Below are 19452 nucleotides of genomic sequence, written 5' to 3'. Positions count from 1 at the left end.
TAGGCTTTGCAGATTAAGTTCTTGCAGCTCCCCAAACATCGGGAGTGGATGCACAGACTTTTTCAGGCAGCTTGGCAATGATGGAACAGGATTTCTACAGAAGGCTTAACGTACCCCGTACCGCGACCCAGGCGCAGATACGCAATGCTTATCGCCGTCTGGCCCGCCAGTACCATCCCGACGTTAGCCCCATGCCCCAGGCGGAAAGCCTGTTTAAAGCATTGGGCGAAGCCTATGATGTTCTGAAGGACCCCCATAAGCGGGCACATTATGACCGCAGTCAGCGCCCAATATGGCCCCACAAAAGCCCACAGCACCCGCAAAACCGCGCCCACCGCAGCAACCAGAATATTAAAGGCAGGCCTCACCATGTTGAGGCTAAACTGATTGTACCGCTAGAGGTGGCCAACCGCGGTGAAATTCACCAAGTACGCCTGAACATGAAAGAGCTTGGGGGCTTCCGTACCATTCAAGTACAGATCCCTAAAGGTGTGGTGAATGGGGATAAAGTCCGGGTATACAATCAGATACGCCCCAACATCGTTAAAGAGATCAGTGGTGGGGATATTATTTTTACCGTTGAGATCCCCCCCCACCCCCACTTTCAACTGGATGGCTACGATCTCTACAGCAGCTTAACCCTCTCTCCCTGGGAAGCCGCTTTAGGCGAGCCCGTACAGTTTAAATCGCTGGGTGGCATCATTCGCGTCCACATTCCAGAAGGCTCCAGCTCAGGGCAACTTATTCGGGTAAGAGGCAAAGGTTTTCCTAAACCCGGCTTTGGTCAGAGTGGTGATCTATATTTGCGACTGAATATTGCGGTCCCCAAGCAGCTAAACAATGCAGAACGGCGCCTCTATAAAAAGCTCGCTAAAAAATCTGCCTTCAATCCCCGAGGCCACTAAACCCTCCCCAGCTCAGCAACGCGCCAACATTTGTATGGATCGAGCCCTTGCAGAAAACAACCACAAGGCCAATCTGTACCAAACAGCACCTTAGCGCCCCCCCCTTTTGGTATCGGCTCATCTATCACTTAACGGCCATACAGAGATAAACGGGCTCCTCCCCCCTCCAACCAACCGTTAAATAGCCCCCCCTCTTTCCCTCATCTACGCTCTTCTTGCAAAAACAGTACTTCTGCCATCTGCTTCGCCCGCAAGGCACTGGACAAATCGCCGGTAACTGATGCGCTCACAATCGCCCCCTCTTTGAGCAGAGCCAACTGCTCAGCAAAAGAGAGCGGCAATCCAGCTTCAGCGACCAATAGACGCAGATCTTCCAAAACAAGACGCTTATGCTCGGCGGCCAACGTGTGGATAGGAGAACTCAGTTCACCATACTCTCCTGCAGCATGAATAAACATACAGCCACAAAAAGGTAACTGGCCGGGACCATCTCCATGAAACCAAGCATCAAGGGCATCAAACATTCCAAGCAGTCGCGATCTAGCATCCCCCTTATAGGCTTTGATGGCACGGATTAACCACACCCGAAACCGCTCATCCCGCCGCCTGAGAGCCGCTAGAATCAGATCTTCCTTCGATTGAAAATGACGATATAGGGTCATTTTAGAGACACCAGCCTCAAGCAACACCCGCTCAATACCCGTAGCATGAAAGCCTTCTCGGTAAAAAAGTGTTAAGGCGGCTTCAATCAAGCGTTCCCGTGCGGTTAACTTGGCCATATTACCCTCTTTTTAATTTCAAACAGCAGACGATCAAGAGCCCAGTTTACCAAAAGCCCCCTCAGGTAAACAGTCACCGACTTGCAAAACAATACAGATCGGTATACCTTAAACCTATACGATACAGATCTGTCACATTTTATGTTAAAGGATTCACCATGATCACCCAAAAACAGCACCTTCAAAGCACCCCTTTTAAGCTCAAAGCAGGGATTGGTGGGTGCATCGCCATCTGCCTACTGGCTTGGCTGTCTGAGGCAGCAGATCAGCCTTTACTAATGGCACCTTTTGGCGCCAGCTGCGTTCTACTGTTTGCCCTACCCAACAGCCCTTTAGCGCAACCCAAAAATTTGATTGGCGGCCACTTTCTTGCCGCACTCGTCGGGTTGACCCTGGTTGTACTGATGGGGGAGAACAGCTGGAGTATGGGGTTGGCCGTGGGTGTCGCCATTTTGCTCATGCAGCTCACAGGGACAACCCACCCTCCAGCAGGAGCAACACCCTTAGTGGTCATGGGTATGCCTCACCATTTAAGCACCCTTTTTTTTCCCATACTGACCGGTTCACTTCTACTGCTACTTATGGCGTTTCTTTTCCATCGCACAGCTCAAACCCCCTACCCAACGACTTAAGACAGCGTGGTCATGGCACAGCCACTTTTGAAAGAGGCCCTAACTTAAACAAGACACGGTTATAACATGCTGTATTCATCTTCACAGACACGCAAACAGCTTAAATCCAAGCTATTTATCATCAAACAACAGAGCCTAACATCTTAAAAACCATGCATAGATTTACTTAGATCTAGAACAATGAATCGCCAACAAAACCCCAGAGATTAACCACCAAACAACATTTATGCGATTTCACTCTTTACCCACCAACAGGTAAGGAGCAGCTTCCGGACTATCCAGAGCCTCTGCAAACACGCACAGATTAACGGCACAAGTAAACTACTAAGGGAAAAAGAGCCGTACAGATACTGGCAACATCTTAAAGACAACAGCAAGGAACTCATAGCAGTGAGAAAAAAGCGAGGGAAGCGAAGTATATAGAGCGGCGAAAAAAAGAACGACGATACAATACGTGTGAAAGATATAAAGAACCGCTGAGATCAAGGCAGGGCTGATACCCTAGGCAAGATAATCAAAGCTGGGGACTCTCTAGCCCCCAGCTTTTTGTCGACAAAATCAACCCCGATTGGGCTCAAGGGTTTGAATATTTTTTAACAGCTCATCCACATCCTGCCCCAGATGCATATCGGTCATGGGGTAGAGCATCTGCTCCTCTTTCATATTATGCTGCTGCATCACAAAGAGTAGCGTCCCCCCCACGCCAGCCATACCTTTAACATCTTGGTGCAACACAAACTCACGCATTTGGGAGAGCAAGCCACGCATCTGCTGATGCTCCATACGCATCACCATAGTTGGCCCTTGGGTCATACCAGTTTTTTGCTCAAAACTCGGGAACAGCACCTCTTCTTCCATACGGAAATGGTGCAGCATCCCCATATCAAATGCCTGGAAAGAGGCTATGGCTGTTGCATCATCACCCGCAGAAGCGGCATTTTCCATCTGAGCAAAAAGATCATCACAACGACGATGATCAAAGGTAAAATACTCCGCCACCTGACGGGGAGATTTCACCTCAGATTTTTTATGTAGCGCAATGGACCACCCCTGCTCAACGGGGAGAGGATACCACTCGTAAGTGCCCCAGTTATCATTCTGGAACCCTTCCAACAGCTGCGCGTGGCCATCTTCACCCACAACCTTTACACTCTCCCCTTCAGGCAGAGCATCAAAACCTTCTTGCAGGGCTTGTACGGCAGTGCTCTCACCATTCATCCCTGTTAAATCCAGAACCTGCATGCCGCTCTCCTCTCTAAAGAAGCCCCTCATCCAGCTTTACTATAGCGGACCAATTCGGTCCTGCCTTGATACGCATCAACCGGGTTGGCCCCTATTTCGCGTAGCCTTTTTACCATGAATAGGCTCAAAAAGCCCCAACTCTAGCGAGAAACGGTTACAACCGCATGTTTTTAAACAGTGGACTTCACATTGACCAAGCACCACCGCTACACATACCGTTTCGTTTTTTTGCCACAGCGCCTATTTTTATGGCTCTAACAGGCATCGCCTTGCTTTTTTATGGGGCAGACCTGCAAGAAGATAATCTTGACCCCATCGGCATCGCCATGGTCCACGGCATCATGCTCGGCTGGCTGAATATGGTTATGTGGGGGGCCATGTATCAGATGATCCCGGTACTGGCAGGCATACGTGTTGCCGCCATGTCTCTGGCCCACTTCAGCCACGCATTCCTGGTCGCCGGTCTACTCTGCCTCATGCTCGGTCTACCCGATCTTTTTGAATGGCGAGATCACTTACTACTGGCCGCCTCTATTCTTCTACCCAGCGCCTTCTTACTGTTTATACTACCGGTCGGTTGGGCTCTATGGCACGCCCCCTCCAAGCACCCCACCGTTCACACCATGCGCTTGGCTTTATTGGGCTTGACCATAACCATGCTTTTAGGGCTGATTTTTCTCCTTGAACATCAACTGGAGTTCCTACCTCTAGACCGACAACAGATGGTGGCCATTCATGCAGCCTGGGCTTTACTCGGCTGGGTTGGACTACTGGTGATTGGCGTCTCATTCCAGGTGCTTCCCATGTTTTATATGATGGAAGCTTTCCCCACCGACCAAGCCCGCCGCATTACCACACTATGGCTCACCACCCCTGTTGCATTAACTGTCGCCCTACTTCTTGGAGGGGACTGGCAACTCGGTCTTTTAGCCCTGGTCCCGCTGTATGCCGCCGTTGCACTCTACGCCTTAAAAATAACGCCACTTATTCTTCACCGCAAACGTCAAATTATGGATGGCACCCTGCGCTTTTGGCTACTTGGCTTTTTATGTGGCGCCCTGTCGTTACTGGCACTCCCCATCTGGCTAATCGGTGACAGGAATGAACTCATGGTTCCCCTTTTCACCTTGTTCAGCGTTGGCTTTGCAGGCTCGATCATCTTAGGCATGCTCTACAAGATCATTCCTTTTTTAGTCTGGTTCCACCGCTTTAGCCGCCTCGCCGGCCTTGCAGCCATCCCGACCATGGAAGATCTGGTTCCTGACCGGCTTGCCCGCGCCCACGTCTGGTTGCAAGCTGCTGCCGTCACCTGCTTAACCGCTGGCTGGTATCTACCTGGCGGCCTACTCTTACTGCTTTCAGGCGGCGGCATACTTGCAGCACTGTGGCATGCCCTGAAACATCCCATACCTGAAGTCCCTGCGGCGACTGGCATGGAAGATTTTGCTAAAATGTTTGAGAATATGCCTAAACCAGACGGCTCATAAATGGACCAGCACAACTTAAGCGTCGTGGCGTTAACTCGGTGTAAGGGCAGTGGCTTCTTGGCCGGATGGACCATCTATCCATAGGGCAGATCTCCCACTGAGAGACGTCGCCTAGGAGGGGGAACGGCATTTTCTTGGTCAGATGACTACCCCACTTGTCCTGGGCTAGTCTCTCACTCAGTGACATCGCCCAGGGCGGGTACAGCGGCCTGTTGATCGGACACCCCAACCATTCATAGGGTTTAATTTCCCACTTAGTGCCGTCGCCTCGGTGCGGGGACAGCCGCCTCTTTACCGGATGTCCCAACCATACGCCCATCCATAGGGTTGATCTCCCCAATCAATACCTGCTCTTTGATCTTAGCGCTCGATAATGTGGTATCCGGCTCTACAAAAGCCCGCACACGGGGAAATTGAACGACGGCCTTACGATCCATACGGGTCAGAATATCGTGGTAATGACGAACCTTGGCCACATAGCGCACAGGCTCGGCACCACGGGCATAGCCATACTTCAGATCTTTAAAGTACTTTCGCTGAGAGAGCAACGGCAGGACATTTCGCAAATCACTCCACCGGTTGGGGTTGAGTTGCTGTTCTTTTGCCAGCCGCCTTGCGTCATAGACATGCCCTAACCCCACATTGTAGGCGGCCAGAGCAATCCAAGTACGATCAGGCTCTGTAATCGCACTAGGCAGGCGGCGACGCATATTGGAAAGGTACCAAGCCCCTCCATTAATACTAGATTTAGGGTCTAAACGATCCCGAATCCCCAACGCTTTAGCGGTAACCTTGGTTAACATCATAATACCCCGTACACCTGTAGGGGAGCGGGCTTTGGGATCCCAATGAGACTCCTGGTAGGCTTGAGCGGCCAACAGCTGCCAAGGAACATGGTATTTACGCCCAGCATTCATGAACAGCCGCTTATACCGTGGCAGACGCTCACTTATGCGCTTGATGTATTTGCGGTTATCCACAAAATCGAACCGCTGACTCTCCACAAAACCATAATATTTTTCAAACAGCTCGTCCAACTGGCCATTACTGCGAATTTCGTTAAACCAGCTGACCACCTCTTTATGCAAAAATACCGCACGGCGTTGCAATGTCCAGGCTAGACGCTGCTCTGCATTAATGGGAAACTTTACCGTTAGTTCGGGATAATAGCGTCGATTTAGTGCCACCACATTGGAGTCCGCCAAGGTACAATCCACCTTGCCCATCCATACCTGCTCAAGCACTTGCTCGACGGAGAGATCTTCATCACTGCGCCAGTTCAACTGAGGCACCAGCTCTCGCAACTCCTGCAGCCGCGCCTCGTGAGCACTCCCTTTAACAACCGTTAGGTTAGCCTCTGTCAATTTAAGTAGATTGTTGGGGCGAACCCCACCTCTACGACACACAACCTGCTGAAAAACTGACTGGTAATCCGGCCCATAGAGATACCGGGCACCATCCTCCTCGCGACGCACCAAACCAGCGGCCGCCAAGTGGGCTTTTCCCTGTTCCAGGGTCTGCAAAATCTCACTTCGGCTTTGCTTTTTAATGAAAACAACTTTGACACCCAGATGTGCGGCAAACAGACGGGCTAGATCATGTTCAAAGCCCTCAACACGATCCCGCCCCTGATAGTAAGTCGTTGGGGCATTACGTGTGACGACCCGCAACATGCCACTATCACGGATTTCATCCATAATGGGACGGTGCATGCTTAGATCACACCCGGAGAGTGTGAGCACCAACAATGGAAGGAGAAGAAGAAAACGCTTCATAGGGGATTTATGGGTTCTAAAAAGATGAAAGAGAACGCCATTATGCTACCTACTCCGTGAAAGAGTTACCAGCATAAACAAAGGGGAGCCAAGCTCCCCTTCAAAAAGAGACTAAGTCGGGATACTTTAACTACCAGCGCACCAGAGCACTACCCCATGTAAAGCCACCACCAAACGCTTCCATTAATACCAGCTGGCCAGGCTGAATACGACCATCTTTTACGGCTTCATCCAGGGCCAACGGCACACTGGCGGCTGAGGTATTACCGTGCCGTTCAACCGTTACAACGACCTGATCCATACTCATGCCCAAGCGCTTAGCTGTGCTCTTAATGATACGAATATTGGCTTGGTGGGGGACCAGCCAGTCTACATCATCTTTACTCAGGCTATTGGCATCCAGCGTTTCATCTACAATCTGCTCTAACGCCATCACCGCGCGTTTAAACACTTCATTACCGCGCATGGTGACATATCCATAACCTTCCAGCAGTGCTTGTACGCCACGATCATCTGCAGGGGGCTCAGGTCTTAACTCTTCCTCAGGGACTCGGCTGCCGCTACCGGAAACTCCAGTGGTACAGCGCAACAGATCACGATAGTTACCGTCCGCATAAATATGCGTGGAGAGTATCCCCTGCCCTTGTTCTTCATGGGCTTCCAGCACCACAGCCCCGGCACCATCACCAAACAGAATGCAGGTTCCACGATCTTCCCAATTAATGATACGAGAGAAGGTCTCAGCACCAATAACCAGTACGCGGCGGGCACTACCAGCACGAATAAACTGATCAGCCGTGGTCAACGCATAGATAAACCCCGTACACACCGCTTGAATATCAAACGAGGGAATACGAGCTTGATCCGCACCCAACTGCTTTTGAACAATGGTCGCGGTAGCAGGAAAGGTCAGATCCGGCGTGGTGGTTGCCACCAGAATAAGATCCAACTCCCAGGCTTTAACACCGGCAGCTTCAAGCGCTTTTTCAGCCGCTTTAACAGCTAGATCAGAGGTCATCTCACCATGTGCAGCAATTCGACGCTCTGAAATACCTGTACGCTCTTTAATCCAGTCATCGGTGGTCTCTACCATGACCGCCAGCTCTTCGTTGGTTAAACGACGCTCCGGCAGGTAGCTTCCGGTTCCGATAATACGGGAACGCAGGGTGCTCATGATAAAGATCCTCTCAAAAAACGATGCATGATGGGACCCCCAAGAGTGCCCCGCCCCTACACACTTGTCCAGTGTTTTTAAAAAAACACTGGTTATTCATCAACTTCTCACCCAACCTTAGCAGCAGGCTCTGCCTTGGTTTCGGCTTCAAAACGGGCAACTGCATCACGAATACGTCCCGTGACCTCTTTTTCAGCCAGATCAACCGCAACTTTAATGGCATGCGCATAAGCCACTTCATCCGCTGAACCATGGCTCTTCACCACAACCCCATTAAGACCCAACAAAATGGCCCCGTTATGTTTGCGCGGATCCATTTGATCTCTAAAGCAACGCAGGGCTGGCTTTGCAACCAGATACATTAATTTGGTCAACCAGTTTTGACTGAAGGCTTCACGCAGATAGTGTGTGAGCATTTTAGCCGTACCTTCAATACTTTTAAGGCTGACATTACCCACAAAACCGTCACACACCACAACATCTACACTATCTTTAAAAATATCAGTACCTTCAACATTCCCAACATACATACCATCAGGAATAAGGGTTGCAGAACGGTTTTTCAACTCTTCTCCCGCTTCGCGCACCTGCTCATTGCCCTTCATATCCTCTTCCCCAATATTCAACAACCCTACCCGAGGGTGCTGCACACCTAGAACGGCATTGGAAAAGATGGAACCCATGAGGGCAAATTGACAAAGATGTTCGGAGCTACAGTCTACATTCGCCCCTAAATCCAGCATGAGCGTTTCACCACCAACAGCGGGAATAACCGATGCAATGGCAGGACGATCGATCCCACGTAAGGTTTTAAGCACAAACTTGGCGGTCGCCATCAATGCACCGGTATTACCTGCCGACACAAAAGCATCCACCTCTCCCTGCTTGACCAGATTGGCCCCCACACGCATGGAGGAGTCCTTTTTGCTCCGTAGCGCAATGGCCGGTTTTTCGTCCATCTCAACCACTTCACTTGCATGCCAAATACGAAAGCCATCCTCTTCCACACCCAGGGCATCCAACTCTTCACGAATACGCCCTTCCATACCGACCAGGGTAAAAATGATCTCAGGACGTTTTTTGCGAACCTCCAGCATACCTTCGATAATGGCGCGAGGGGCGTTATCACCACCCATGGCATCCAAAGCAATATGAACGGTCACAGCTGAACCTCGTTTATTGGACAGACCCAGACAAGGAAAAAGCGACCCACAGAAGAAAGGGGTGACAGATGATCTATCAGCCCCAAAAGGGCCTTACCCCGACCTAGTTTTACAACCAGGCCCTCTTCCACAGGTCGCTTCTTTATGCAAACCGTTCCATGGACATGATCATGGAACGTTTAATCTCTTACTCTTCGACACTAACCACTTCACGGCCATCGTACCAACCACACTTAGGGCAGACACGGTGGGGCATAATGGGCTCCTGGCAGTTGCTGCAGGTGCTGAGATTAGGGGCCTTAACGGCGTGATGGGCAGCGCGCATGCGACCCTTGGACTTGGAGGTTTTCTTCTTTGGCACAGCCATGGGGTTGCTCCTTCTAGGGTACTAATAATTCTTGGTGACGTATGGTGCCATGCCAACCTCCGCAGCACCCCTCTTAGCCAAACTTCTATGGGGGCGGCCAGTCAACACAAAGCGCAATCTTAGAAAGCGGTACACCGCTTGAAAAAAGGACAATGTCGCCTACAGCCTGTGCCCAACACTGGTAGGCCATACCAGCGTCATCCAGACCTCTAAACGTCTACGTACCTTAACAAATGAAGTACGACTCCTGATTCCGTAGCCCGCTCTTTTACCATAAACCCATGACAGATACAATGATTGATCGTGACTCACGCTCTTTTTTTTCGACGCAATCTAAGGTAGCACTTTTTATTCGATAAACACACCAGCGACATACTGAGCAAACATGAGCCATGACAGACACTGAAATTCCCCTTGAAAATGATAGTCATATATATAATTGACACCCCAATAAATTGGATTATGCTTATCTCTTTGCAGCATCATTTACAGACAGTCACAATAATTATAAAAAAAACAGGCTGTTTCCATGGCATGAGTTAAAGCTAGGTGCCATAGCTTACTCGCCAAAATCAAGAGCGCAGAGGAAATCAGAAATGAAAAAATTGGGTAGCATGCTGGCCGTTTCAGCTTTGATCATGGGCGTCACCTTACCTGCTCAAGCTGGAAACATGGCCAAGCCAATGGAAGCCAAATCACTGACCATTAAAGCGATGCAACAGGTTGATAGCCAGGGTGCTGACGCAGCCTACAAAGCGTTTGCCGTATCGGGTGGAGCATTCCAACCCAAAGATCTCTACATGTTCTGCCTGGACATGAATGGTGTTATGACCTTCCACGCCAAAAAGCCCCAACTGGCCGGTAAAAATCTCCTAGCGTTCAATAAATACGGTGAAACCTTTTTTGCTGATATGACCGAACTGGCTAAAACCAAAGGTGAAGGCTGGGTTAACTACAAGTGGCCCTACCCTGGCACCGAAGAGATTCGTGAAAAAGCCAGCTACATCAAAGCATCTGCAGATAAAAGCTTCTACTGTGGTAGCGGTGCCTACAAATAAGTCGGCACAAAAAAAATCTCTTTTATAAAAAAGACCGCCCGCACCGGCGGTCTTTTTTATACCCCTATCACAACAACCTATCCACATGAATAACAACCAAAAAGGCATATTGCGCAACACTAATACAGAACCATCAAGGTTCTGTATTATAAGCGAATTACCTTTCCTATATAAATCTACTTAAACAACCCATAGGAAATTCTTGGACTGGAAAAACCCACCAGAAATAAGTATAATGCGCGCCTCATAAAAAACGCCGCTAAAACGGTACCGGAAAGTGCAGCATAAGCCGACCTCCCTACTCGTGCATCGAGACCGGCATATTCTTAAATAGACTGTTCTTCCACCGTTGACCCGTCCCATCCGCCTGATGGTTTACGGCGCTGATCCGCCAGGCGCAACCAGAGGAGTCACTGGGTCCCCATGTCTTTTCAAAATTTGCCTGTGAAAAACATAGTCGCTGCCATCATTTTCACCATGATTGCATTCTACTTTGCCGCCATTGTCCCAACCGTTGAAGTAGCTTGGGTTATGGGCATCCTGATCTTTACCATCTACCTATTCTCTTTTGAAGTTGTTGGGGTCGATGTTGCCGCCATCACCGTGATGGTGCTGCTCGGCTTAAGCACGCTATTGGCGCCTGTCATGGGGCTGGAACACGGCCTGGTAGACAACCAAAACCTGTTTAATGGTTTTGCCTCTAACGCTGTTATTTCCATTATTGCCGTTATGATTATTGGCTCTGGTCTGGACAAGACAGGTGTCATGGGAAAAATGGCTGCCGTGATCTTAAAAGTTGGTGGCACCACAGAGGGACGGATTATCCCCATCATCTCTGGTACGGTGGGTATCATCTCCAGCTTTATGCAGAATGTAGGTGCCGCGGCACTGTTTATTCCGGTCGTTAGCCGTATCTCAGCACGAAGCGGCTTACCCATGTCCCGTTTGTTGATGCCCATGGGTTTCTGCGCCATCCTTGGTGGTACGGTCACCATGGTAGGGTCCAGCCCGCTGATTCTACTCAACGATCTTATTCTGAACTCAAACGCCACACTACCTGCGGATAAGCAGATGGAGACCTGGGGTCTCTTCTCCGTAACGCCCATTGGTCTGGCATTGGTTTCAACCGGTATTATCTATTTCATCATTGCCGGTCGCTTTGTTCTGCCTGCATCTGGGGGCAAAGGGGGCGCAGCAACCAGCCCCATGTCCTACTTCCAGGAGACCTATGGTCTGGACTATGTGATGAATGAGGTTCTGGTTCCTATGGAAACAGAACTCATCGGCCGCAACCTGTTTGATATTGAACATGATGGGCATAAGATCCGTATTATCGCCATTCAGCAGGGTCCTGGCGATATCGTCATGGGCCACAATGGTCTCTCACGAGAGTTTACCGTGCGTGGCGGCATGGTGCTGGGTGTCATGGGTACCCAATCTGAGCTGGAGCGCTGGGCCAATGAGTGGGGACTGATTGTACGCAAGGAGCTGAAATCCTTTCATGAAGCACTTTCAGCAACCAAATCTGGCATTGCTGAAGTGGTTATTCCGCCCAGTTCAGACTTGGTAAACAAGAGTGCACGGGACGTATGGCTGCGTAAGACCATGGGCCTATCCATGGTTGGTCTGCACCGCGGTGGAAAAACCTATAAAGAGGGTGAAGGCATCCGCGCCATGCCTCTGCAAGCTGGGGATACCTTGGTGGTTCACACCAGCTGGGAGACCTTGGCTCGTATTGAGAAAGATCGTAACTTTGTGGTGGTAACCACGGAGTACCCCAAAGAGGAGCTTCGCCCCAATAAAGTAGCCTGGGCCGGACTGTTCTTTGCCATCGCCCTATCCATGGTGCTGTTTACCGATCTGCGTTTATCGGTGGCTTTGCTAACCGGGGCCATGGGGATGGTACTCTCTGGCGTATTAACCATTGATGAAGCGTACCAAGCTGTTAGCTGGAAGACAGTCTTCCTACTGGCCTCGCTGATCCCACTAGGCGCTGCCGTCGAGAGCTCGGGGACAGCAGCCTGGATTGCCCGTGAAGTTCTTGGGGCACTGGGTGAGACACCCACATGGATTCTGCAAGGGGTTATTGCTGTTTTGGCGACCTTCTTTACCTTGGTTATGTCCAACGTTGGTGCGACAGTACTGCTTGTGCCCCTGGCCATTAACATTGCGTTGGAAGCTGGCGCCAACCCTGCCGTCTTTGCCCTCACAGTGGCTATTGCGACCTCGAACTCCTTCTTGATCCCAACCCACCAGGTCAATGCACTGATTATGGGTCCTGCAGGCTACCGTGTGCCGGACTTCATGAAGGCAGGTGGCATTATGACCATCCTGTTCCTCGTGGTTATGATGTTTATGATGAACTTGGTCTTCTAACTTAAGAAGCCTCTCATTGTAAGAGAAATCTAAAGCCCTGGATCCTGTGATCCAGGGCTTTTTCTGTTCTCCCCCTTAGCAAGCTCCGCACACCTTGGCATCAGGCCTATACCAGCGACATAGAGTGTTGAATGCCCCTTGAATACAGAAAATATCCTTTCAAGGCTTAAGCAAACTTGGCTCTACTTACGTGCAAACCACAGTTCTGAACATTCAAGGATCCTACGTAACGGTTTACCTGATTCAGCGCCCTATTAGGCCAGAACAGATCATTTACCCTTGGCAGAAGCATATCGCAGCCCTCTGTAAAGCCGCTCTCGACCCATAAGAGAGACAGCCTGAGCAGCTATGCTCACAGAAAGCGAAAGGGATACAAGACCGATCAGCTGTGGTTGTTATGCATCGCTCACGATGTAAGAGCACCATCTGTGCATTTAACCCAAGACCACCCCCCCACCATGATCACACTTTCTTGGCCGTTCGATCTAAAACCCCCACCTTTTTCCAAAAAAGGCGTACACTGTTAAAGGGATATCACCAGAATATAACATCCATTTCGTCCACGTTTTTTTGGGTATGATGGAGGCCAAACATGGCAAGCAAAGGTGTCTATTTCTTTGGCGACGGCCACGCGGATGGACGTGCTGAAATGAAAGCACTGCTGGGTGGTAAAGGTGCCAACCTGGCAGAGATGACCAACCTGGGGCTGCCTGTCCCCCCAGGTTTCACCCTCACCACTGAAGTCTGTACATACTTTCATCACCATGAGCAGCGCTATCCAACGACCTTACAAGCTGAGGTTGAAGCGGCACTCCTGCAGGTTGAATCTATCACCAACAGCCGTTTTGGTGATGCTCAGACGCCCCTTCTCATCTCAGTCCGTTCCGGGGCACGCGTATCCATGCCGGGTATGATGGATACCGTACTTAATTTAGGCCTTAATGACACAACCGTTCAGGGCTTGATCACCCAGAGCAAGGATGCACGATTTGCCTACGATGCCTATCGGCGATTACTGCATATGTATGGTGATGTGGTCATGGGGGTTCCTCATGAGCAGTTTATGCACGCCTTGGATGAGCTAAAGAGCCAAAATGGCTATCGCAACGATACCCAGGTTTTAGCTGAGCAGTGGATGGAACTGATTGAACAGTATAAACGTATGATTAAATCTCATACGGGACAGCCCTTTCCTGAAGACCCTATTGAGCAACTTTGGGGGGGGATTGGTGCCGTTTTTCACTCCTGGAACGTCCCCAGAGCCCGCACTTACCGTAAGCTCCATGGCTACCCTGAGGCATGGGGAACAGCTGTCAACGTTCAAGCCATGGTGTTTGGTAATATGGGGGCGGATTGTGCCACAGGGGTGGCCTTTACCCGAGATCCTGCAACCGGTGCCAAACAGTTTTATGGCGAGTATTTGGTTAATGCCCAAGGTGAGGATGTTGTAGCAGGCATCCGTACCCCCGGAGAGATCACACGACAGGGTAAAGAGGAACGTCATGCCCAGGAACCGGCCATGGAAGAGGTCATGCCTGAGCGCTTTGCCGAACTGATGATCATGCAGGAGCAGTTAGAAAAACATTATCGCGACATGCAAGACCTGGAGTTCACCATCCAGAAAGGAAAATTATGGCTCCTACAGACCCGTAACGGTAAACGAACGGCCCCTGCAGCGCTACGTATTGCGGTAGAGATGGTTCAGGAGGGGATGATCCATGAGCAAGAGGCGGTCATGCGTATTGACCCAACCGTGCTCTCGACCCTCCTCCACCCAACCTTAGACCCAAAGGCCCCCCGAGATCTTTTAGTTACAGGGCTTGCGGCTTCACCTGGGGCCGCTGCAGGTCATGTTGTGTTTACAGCCGATGAAGCGGAAAAACGGGCAAGTGATGGGCTACCTGTTATTTTAGTTCGTGAAGAGACCAGCCCTGAAGATATCCATGGCATGCACGCTGCCCAAGGTATTGTGACAGCCCGTGGGGGGCGCACCTCCCACGCGGCTGTCGTGGCCCGAGGCATGGGTAAACCCTGTGTGGCCGGATGTGGAAACCTGATCCTTGAAAATCAGGCTTTTCGGGTGGGGGAACGTACCATTCAAGAAAACGATTGGATCACCATAGATGGCGGCAGTGGACAGGTCATGGTCGGGCATATGCCGACTATAGAACCTGAACTGGGGGGGGATTTTGCCGTCCTTATGGCATGGGCAGACCGCTTTCGCCGAATGAAAGTACGTGCCAATGCAGACACACCTACCGATGCCGCCAAAGCCCTTCAATTTGGTGCAGAAGGTATTGGCCTATGCCGAACAGAACACATGTTCTTTGAGGATACGCGCATTTTAGCCGTGCGGAAGATGATTTTAGCTGAAACCGAATCAGAACGTCGCACAGCATTGGCCGAGATCCTTCCCATGCAGGAAGAGGATTTTGTGGCACTGTTCCGAGAGATGTCAGGCTTACCCGTGACCATCCGCCTTCTGGATCCTCCCCTGCATGAGTTTATTCCTCATGATGCCCCCGGCCAACAATCCGTTGCTGAAGCTCTTGGTATTTCACGACAACGGGTCGCAGAACGGGTGTCCGCCGTTCAAGAGTTCAACCCGATGCTGGGGCACCGTGGATGCCGGCTGGGGATCAGTTATCCAGAAATTTATGAGACCCAAATGCGTGCGATTGCACGTGCAGCTTGCCGATTAATTAAAGAGGGTCTGCGCCCCAGGGTGGAGGTGATGATTCCATTGGTCGGCCAGGTTACCGAGCTGGCCAAACTGAAAGGGTTGTGCCAACAGGTCGCCAACGAAGTAATGGCTGAACAGAACAGCTCATTCGCCTATCTCATTGGCACCATGATCGAGCTACCTCGTGCAGCACTTGTGGCGGATCAACTGGCCGTAGAGGCCTCCTTTTTCTCTTTTGGAACCAACGATCTTACTCAGACAACCTTGGGGCTTTCCCGGGATGATTCTGCCAACTTTTTAGCCGATTATCTCTCCCAAGGTGTTCTCTCTTGTGACCCCTTTGCCTCCATTGACCAACCCGGGGTGGGACAGTTGGTGAAAATGGCCTGCCACAAAGGCCGTAGCGTCCGGCCGGAGATTCACTTGGGGGTTTGTGGGGAACATGGCGGTGATCCAAGCTCTATCCATTTTTTTGAGAAAACAGGTTTGGATTATATCTCCTGCTCCCCCTACCGGGTACCGATTGCCCGCTTGGCAGCCGCCCAAGCCACCCTAAAAAACCGTATGTAAACGATAGAGGAGGACATATATACCCCAGAACAACTGTTTAAACTTGCCAATGCCTACCTAAGTTCTGCTAAGGTATGCATTGGTTTAAAGCTGTTGCCATTAGATGAGTGATGTTTATCTACCAGTTGGAGGTTCTATAAGATGCTTCGTTTCAACCCACCCAATATGGGGAATGCGGATCAATGCCAGTTCACCGATCCAGAAAAGCGCAAAGCGGATTGTGTACTGCATATTCAACAAGAACTCAGCGATAAACAGATCGAACTACTGGAAAGTGGAGCTAAACTGATTGAGGGCATTCACTCTTTCAAAGTCAATCGGCAAAAAAGGCACCTCGCTCTCTTAGAGTATGACGCCAACATCACCAGTGCCAAAAAAGTACAAACCGCCTTGATTGAGATACCCATTGGGGATGATATTGACAGCACCCCAGCACCACTAAAAACAGAGCTGGTTGGTTTATAAAAAACCAACATCCATTTGCTCTACAGAGGAGATCCACTCAGCGCTTGGACTCGGAGATCGGCTGAGCATAGCGCAGGATCACCTCCATTAAAGTCCGCTTTTTAATGGGCTTGGTTATATGGGCATTACACCCAGCTTGTAGTGAAGCTTCACGGGCGCCATCCAATGCATGGGCTGTCAAAGCAACGATAGCCTGTGCGGGCACCCCTTTGAGCTGCTCCCATTGGCGAATATGCTTGGTGGCTGTTTGACCATCCATAATGGGCATTTGCATATCCATAAGGATCAAATCAAACCGTTGCTGTTGCACATGGTTTAAGGCCTCTTTACCATTGGCCACCATGGTTAACTGATGTGAAGAGCCTTTCAAGTAAGCTTCAATAAGTTTTTGGTTATCCTCTGAATCTTCTGCCAAAAGAATGGTCAGCACACGATCATCATTCGGCACGACCTCTGGTAATGTCCAATCGCTCTTTTTAATCGGTTCCGCACAGGCCTGTAGTGGAAGCTGCACATGGAAAGCACTTCCCTTGCCTTCCTGGCTCTCGACCCAGACCCGCCCATGCATAAGCGCTATAAGACGACGAGCAATGGAGAGCCCCAAACCTGTGCCACCAAACCGGCGGGTAATGGAAGCATCCGCCTGACTGAAGCTGCTAAAGATCTGATCAAGATGGTCCGGCCCAATACCAATACCTGTATCTTCTACAACCAGATGGATGAGCGGTTCTCCCTCTTGATGATCCGTTCCCAAACAGATATTAACCAAACCTTCATCGGTAAACTTCACCGCATTGCCAGCTAGGTTAAAGAGTATTTGCCGTAGCCTGGCACGATCACACAGCACCCAAGCGGGGACAGCAGGATCGACCTTAACCTCTAAGCCCACCCCTTTTTTCTCAGCAACAACTTTGAGCAGTGATGCAATTTCATAGACCATTTCCACCAAGTCTGTTGGGGCTTCATCCACCAACATTTTCCCCGCATCCAGCTTGGAAAGATCCAAAATATCATTGATCAATTCAAGCAAGGTACCACTGGCTGACTGCAGCTTTTCCACATAGGCATGCTGCTCTGCTTCAAGCTCAGACTCAAGCAACAGGTCACTCATACCAATCACCACATTCATTGGGGTACGGATTTCGTGACTCATGGCCGCCAAAAAGGCTCCTTTGGCTTGGCTGGCTTGATCCGCCAGCTCTTTAGCTTGACGCAAGGCATCTTCCATATGCCGCCGCTGGGTAATATCCTGCACCGTGCCGATAAGGTTCTGGGGGGCACCGTGCTTATCCCGTGACATGTTCCCCAATGCCAAGACTGTGAGCGTACTACCATCCTTATGGATTAAACGATGCTCAACTTCAAACTGACTGCTGTTTGGTTCCTTGGAACAGACCCGATCCACCGCTTCACGCACTGAGGTTTGATCATCGGGATGCACCAGCTTAATTAAACCATCTAGATCCGGTGCGCCCAACCGAGGATCCCGCCCAAAAATTTCATACACCTGTGGCGACCAATGCAGCAGACCGGTTGCGACCTCCCAGCTCCAATTTCCCATGCGGGAAATACGTTGAGCTTCCAGGAGACGTGACTCCTGTTTAAGCAGGTTGTGGTTACTTTTTTCCAACTCCTCTGTGCGTTCAGTAACAAGCTCCTCCAGATGGTCACTATAGTGCCTTAGGGCAAGAGAATCCTGGCGTAACCGCCCCATTAATTGGTCAAGGTTCGCGGCTAACAGGCCCAATTCATGATTGCGTGAAAGATCAATGCTGGGTGGCTGCTGCCTATGGACAGCCGCATTGGCCACATCTGAAAGCTGCTTTAAGGGGCGCAGAAGCGAACTTGAAAAACGTCCACCAATCACCCCTGTTAAGAGGATAATACTCCCAAAAATCAGGGCAAAACGGCTGTGTAGGGTATTACGCAGTTCTTTAAGAAAGGTCGTGGGATAAGAGAGCAGGATAGAGCCTTCCATATTGGGCTCCATCAGACGTAAACGACGCGCCTCTGCAAACTGCTCCTGACCGGCCAGGTGGATAATGGAGGGAGCACCACCACGCTGGGTTCGGGCCAGAATGGTTTGGTATTGGATATAGGCCATCGGTACGGTATCCAGAGGTGTTGCTTCTCTGGGATAACTGGTGGCCATAACCGCCCGTCGCCGTACCATGGTGATACCTAAGTCACTATTGCGAGCAATGTTACGTACAAAAGTATCGTTGATCACATAGCCAGTTAACACCGCCCCATAATGCCCCTGGTGGCTGGCTTGCTTCATGGGGGTTACAGCATAGAGAACAAAATTGTTCAACTCTTGAACAATGGTCGCCCCTGCCAGACCTTTTTGGGTCGCTTGTCTAACGGACTTCCACGCCATTAAAGAAGCACCCTGATCTTCACGGGCACTGTGGTAAAGAATACGCCCTTTTTTATCCAACAAAACGACCATATCAGAGCTGGACTCTAGGCGTAGAGCCTCCAGCCGGGCGGCTATTTTCACTCGATTTTTATTTTCGATATGACTTTGCAGAGCAGGATCCAGCACAAAGTGCTTTCCCCACAAAAGGGCCGTCTGACCCAGTTGATTGATCATATTCTCGGTGGATTCCACCGCATTGATAAACTGAGTGCGCAGCATCTCTTGAAATTGCCGCTCAGCCAGCTCTACCGTCAAAAACCAACTGGCCATACCACCAATCAGCGCCATACTGCCAAAGAGAGCCGTTACCCTAAACCATAAACGCTGATAGAAAGGAAGTTGTTCCATATCAGT

General features: G+C 50.4%; 14 protein-coding genes. 7 read left to right on the top strand and 7 right to left on the bottom strand.

The annotated features are described in order from the left end of the window. Positions 1-77 precede the first annotated feature (77 nt). Positions 78-905: a DnaJ C-terminal domain-containing protein gene (locus V5T57_RS09875; RefSeq protein WP_332891038.1), complete on the top strand. Its 828-nt coding sequence runs from the start codon at positions 78-80 to the stop codon at positions 903-905. Positions 906-1105: 200 nt separating this feature from the next. Here V5T57_RS09875 and V5T57_RS09870 read toward each other — a convergent pair whose 3' ends face one another. Beyond that, positions 1106-1684: a TetR/AcrR family transcriptional regulator gene (locus V5T57_RS09870; protein WP_332891037.1), complete on the bottom strand. Its 579-nt coding sequence runs from the start codon at positions 1682-1684 to the stop codon at positions 1106-1108. A gap of 158 nt (positions 1685-1842) precedes the next feature. Between V5T57_RS09870 and V5T57_RS09865 the strand changes: the two genes are divergently transcribed. Beyond that, positions 1843-2316: an HPP family protein gene (locus V5T57_RS09865; RefSeq protein WP_332891036.1), complete on the top strand. Its 474-nt coding sequence runs from the start codon at positions 1843-1845 to the stop codon at positions 2314-2316. A 558-nt stretch (positions 2317-2874) separates the two neighbouring features. Here the strand turns inward: V5T57_RS09865 and V5T57_RS09860 are convergent. Then, on the bottom strand, positions 2875-3558 hold the full coding sequence (locus V5T57_RS09860; protein ID WP_332891035.1) for a hemerythrin domain-containing protein: 684 nt from the start codon (positions 3556-3558) through the stop codon (positions 2875-2877). A 164-nt stretch (positions 3559-3722) separates the two neighbouring features. Between V5T57_RS09860 and V5T57_RS09855 the strand changes: the two genes are divergently transcribed. Beyond that, the gene (locus V5T57_RS09855) at positions 3723-5045 is read left to right on the top strand and encodes a hypothetical protein (protein WP_332891034.1); all 1323 of its coding nucleotides are present in this window, start codon (positions 3723-3725) and stop codon (positions 5043-5045) included. 254 nt (positions 5046-5299) lie between these two features. Here the strand turns inward: V5T57_RS09855 and mltF are convergent, their stop codons facing one another. From mltF to rpmF, 4 genes are all read right to left on the bottom strand, one after another. Further along, positions 5300-6820, bottom strand: coding sequence for a membrane-bound lytic murein transglycosylase MltF (gene mltF, locus V5T57_RS09850; RefSeq protein ID WP_332891033.1), 1521 nt, complete (start codon positions 6818-6820; stop codon positions 5300-5302). 130 nt (positions 6821-6950) lie between these two features. Further along, positions 6951-7994 (bottom strand): beta-ketoacyl-ACP synthase III, encoded by a 1044-nt coding sequence (locus V5T57_RS09845; RefSeq protein WP_332891032.1) that lies wholly within the window; start codon positions 7992-7994, stop codon positions 6951-6953. A gap of 107 nt (positions 7995-8101) precedes the next feature. Continuing rightward, positions 8102-9157 carry a phosphate acyltransferase PlsX gene (gene plsX / locus V5T57_RS09840; RefSeq protein WP_332891031.1) on the bottom strand — a complete coding sequence of 352 codons (1056 nt, stop codon included), beginning with the start codon at positions 9155-9157 and terminating at the stop codon, positions 8102-8104. Between the two features lie 187 nt (positions 9158-9344). Further along, on the bottom strand, positions 9345-9524 hold the full coding sequence (rpmF, locus tag V5T57_RS09835; RefSeq protein ID WP_332891030.1) for a 50S ribosomal protein L32: 180 nt from the start codon (positions 9522-9524) through the stop codon (positions 9345-9347). Between the two features lie 596 nt (positions 9525-10120). On the opposite strand from rpmF, the gene V5T57_RS09830 reads away from it, so the two are divergent. The 4 genes from V5T57_RS09830 (at position 10121) to V5T57_RS09815 (ending at position 16676) form a co-directional block, all read left to right on the top strand. Then, a complete protein-coding gene (locus tag V5T57_RS09830; protein ID WP_332891029.1) occupies positions 10121-10582 on the top strand; it encodes a cache domain-containing protein in 462 nt (153 codons plus the stop codon). Between the two features lie 423 nt (positions 10583-11005). Then, the gene (locus V5T57_RS09825; RefSeq protein WP_332891028.1) at positions 11006-12958 is read left to right on the top strand and encodes an SLC13 family permease; all 1953 of its coding nucleotides are present in this window, start codon (positions 11006-11008) and stop codon (positions 12956-12958) included. Between the two features lie 592 nt (positions 12959-13550). Next, on the top strand, positions 13551-16211 hold the full coding sequence (gene ppdK, locus V5T57_RS09820; RefSeq protein WP_332891027.1) for a pyruvate, phosphate dikinase: 2661 nt from the start codon (positions 13551-13553) through the stop codon (positions 16209-16211). Between the two features lie 141 nt (positions 16212-16352). Then, entirely contained in the window at positions 16353-16676 is a 324-nt protein-coding gene (locus tag V5T57_RS09815; RefSeq protein ID WP_332891026.1) for a hypothetical protein, read from the top strand. Positions 16677-16713: 37 nt separating this feature from the next. On the opposite strand, the gene V5T57_RS09810 is transcribed toward V5T57_RS09815, so the two are convergent. Beyond that, the gene (locus tag V5T57_RS09810) at positions 16714-19446 is read right to left on the bottom strand and encodes an ATP-binding protein (RefSeq protein WP_332891025.1); all 2733 of its coding nucleotides are present in this window, start codon (positions 19444-19446) and stop codon (positions 16714-16716) included. Between the last annotated feature and the right edge of the window lie 6 nt (positions 19447-19452).

It is taken from the genome of Magnetococcus sp. PR-3 (assembly GCF_036689865.1).
In the GTDB taxonomy this organism is placed as follows: domain Bacteria; phylum Pseudomonadota; class Magnetococcia; order Magnetococcales; family Magnetococcaceae; genus Magnetococcus.
This window is presented reverse-complemented; position numbering and strand designations above follow the sequence as displayed.

Bases quoted from the DNA above. Each gene is read 5' to 3' on its own strand.
- V5T57_RS09875 (WP_332891038.1), top strand. From the start codon at position 78: ATGATGGAACAGGATTTCTACAGAAGGCTTAACGTACCCCGTACCGCG.
- V5T57_RS09870 (WP_332891037.1), bottom strand. From the start codon at position 1,684: ATGGCCAAGTTAACCGCACGGGAACGCTTGATTGAAGCCGCCTTAACA.
- V5T57_RS09865 (WP_332891036.1), top strand. From the start codon at position 1,843: ATGATCACCCAAAAACAGCACCTTCAAAGCACCCCTTTTAAGCTCAAA.
- V5T57_RS09860 (WP_332891035.1), bottom strand. From the start codon at position 3,558: ATGCAGGTTCTGGATTTAACAGGGATGAATGGTGAGAGCACTGCCGTA.
- V5T57_RS09855 (WP_332891034.1), top strand. From the start codon at position 3,723: ATGTTTTTAAACAGTGGACTTCACATTGACCAAGCACCACCGCTACAC.
- mltF (WP_332891033.1), bottom strand. From the start codon at position 6,820: ATGAAGCGTTTTCTTCTTCTCCTTCCATTGTTGGTGCTCACACTCTCC.
- V5T57_RS09845 (WP_332891032.1), bottom strand. From the start codon at position 7,994: ATGAGCACCCTGCGTTCCCGTATTATCGGAACCGGAAGCTACCTGCCG.
- rpmF (WP_332891030.1), bottom strand. From the start codon at position 9,524: ATGGCTGTGCCAAAGAAGAAAACCTCCAAGTCCAAGGGTCGCATGCGC.
- V5T57_RS09830 (WP_332891029.1), top strand. From the start codon at position 10,121: ATGAAAAAATTGGGTAGCATGCTGGCCGTTTCAGCTTTGATCATGGGC.
- V5T57_RS09825 (WP_332891028.1), top strand. From the start codon at position 11,006: ATGTCTTTTCAAAATTTGCCTGTGAAAAACATAGTCGCTGCCATCATT.
- ppdK (WP_332891027.1), top strand. From the start codon at position 13,551: ATGGCAAGCAAAGGTGTCTATTTCTTTGGCGACGGCCACGCGGATGGA.
- V5T57_RS09815 (WP_332891026.1), top strand. From the start codon at position 16,353: ATGCTTCGTTTCAACCCACCCAATATGGGGAATGCGGATCAATGCCAG.
- V5T57_RS09810 (WP_332891025.1), bottom strand. From the start codon at position 19,446: ATGGAACAACTTCCTTTCTATCAGCGTTTATGGTTTAGGGTAACGGCT.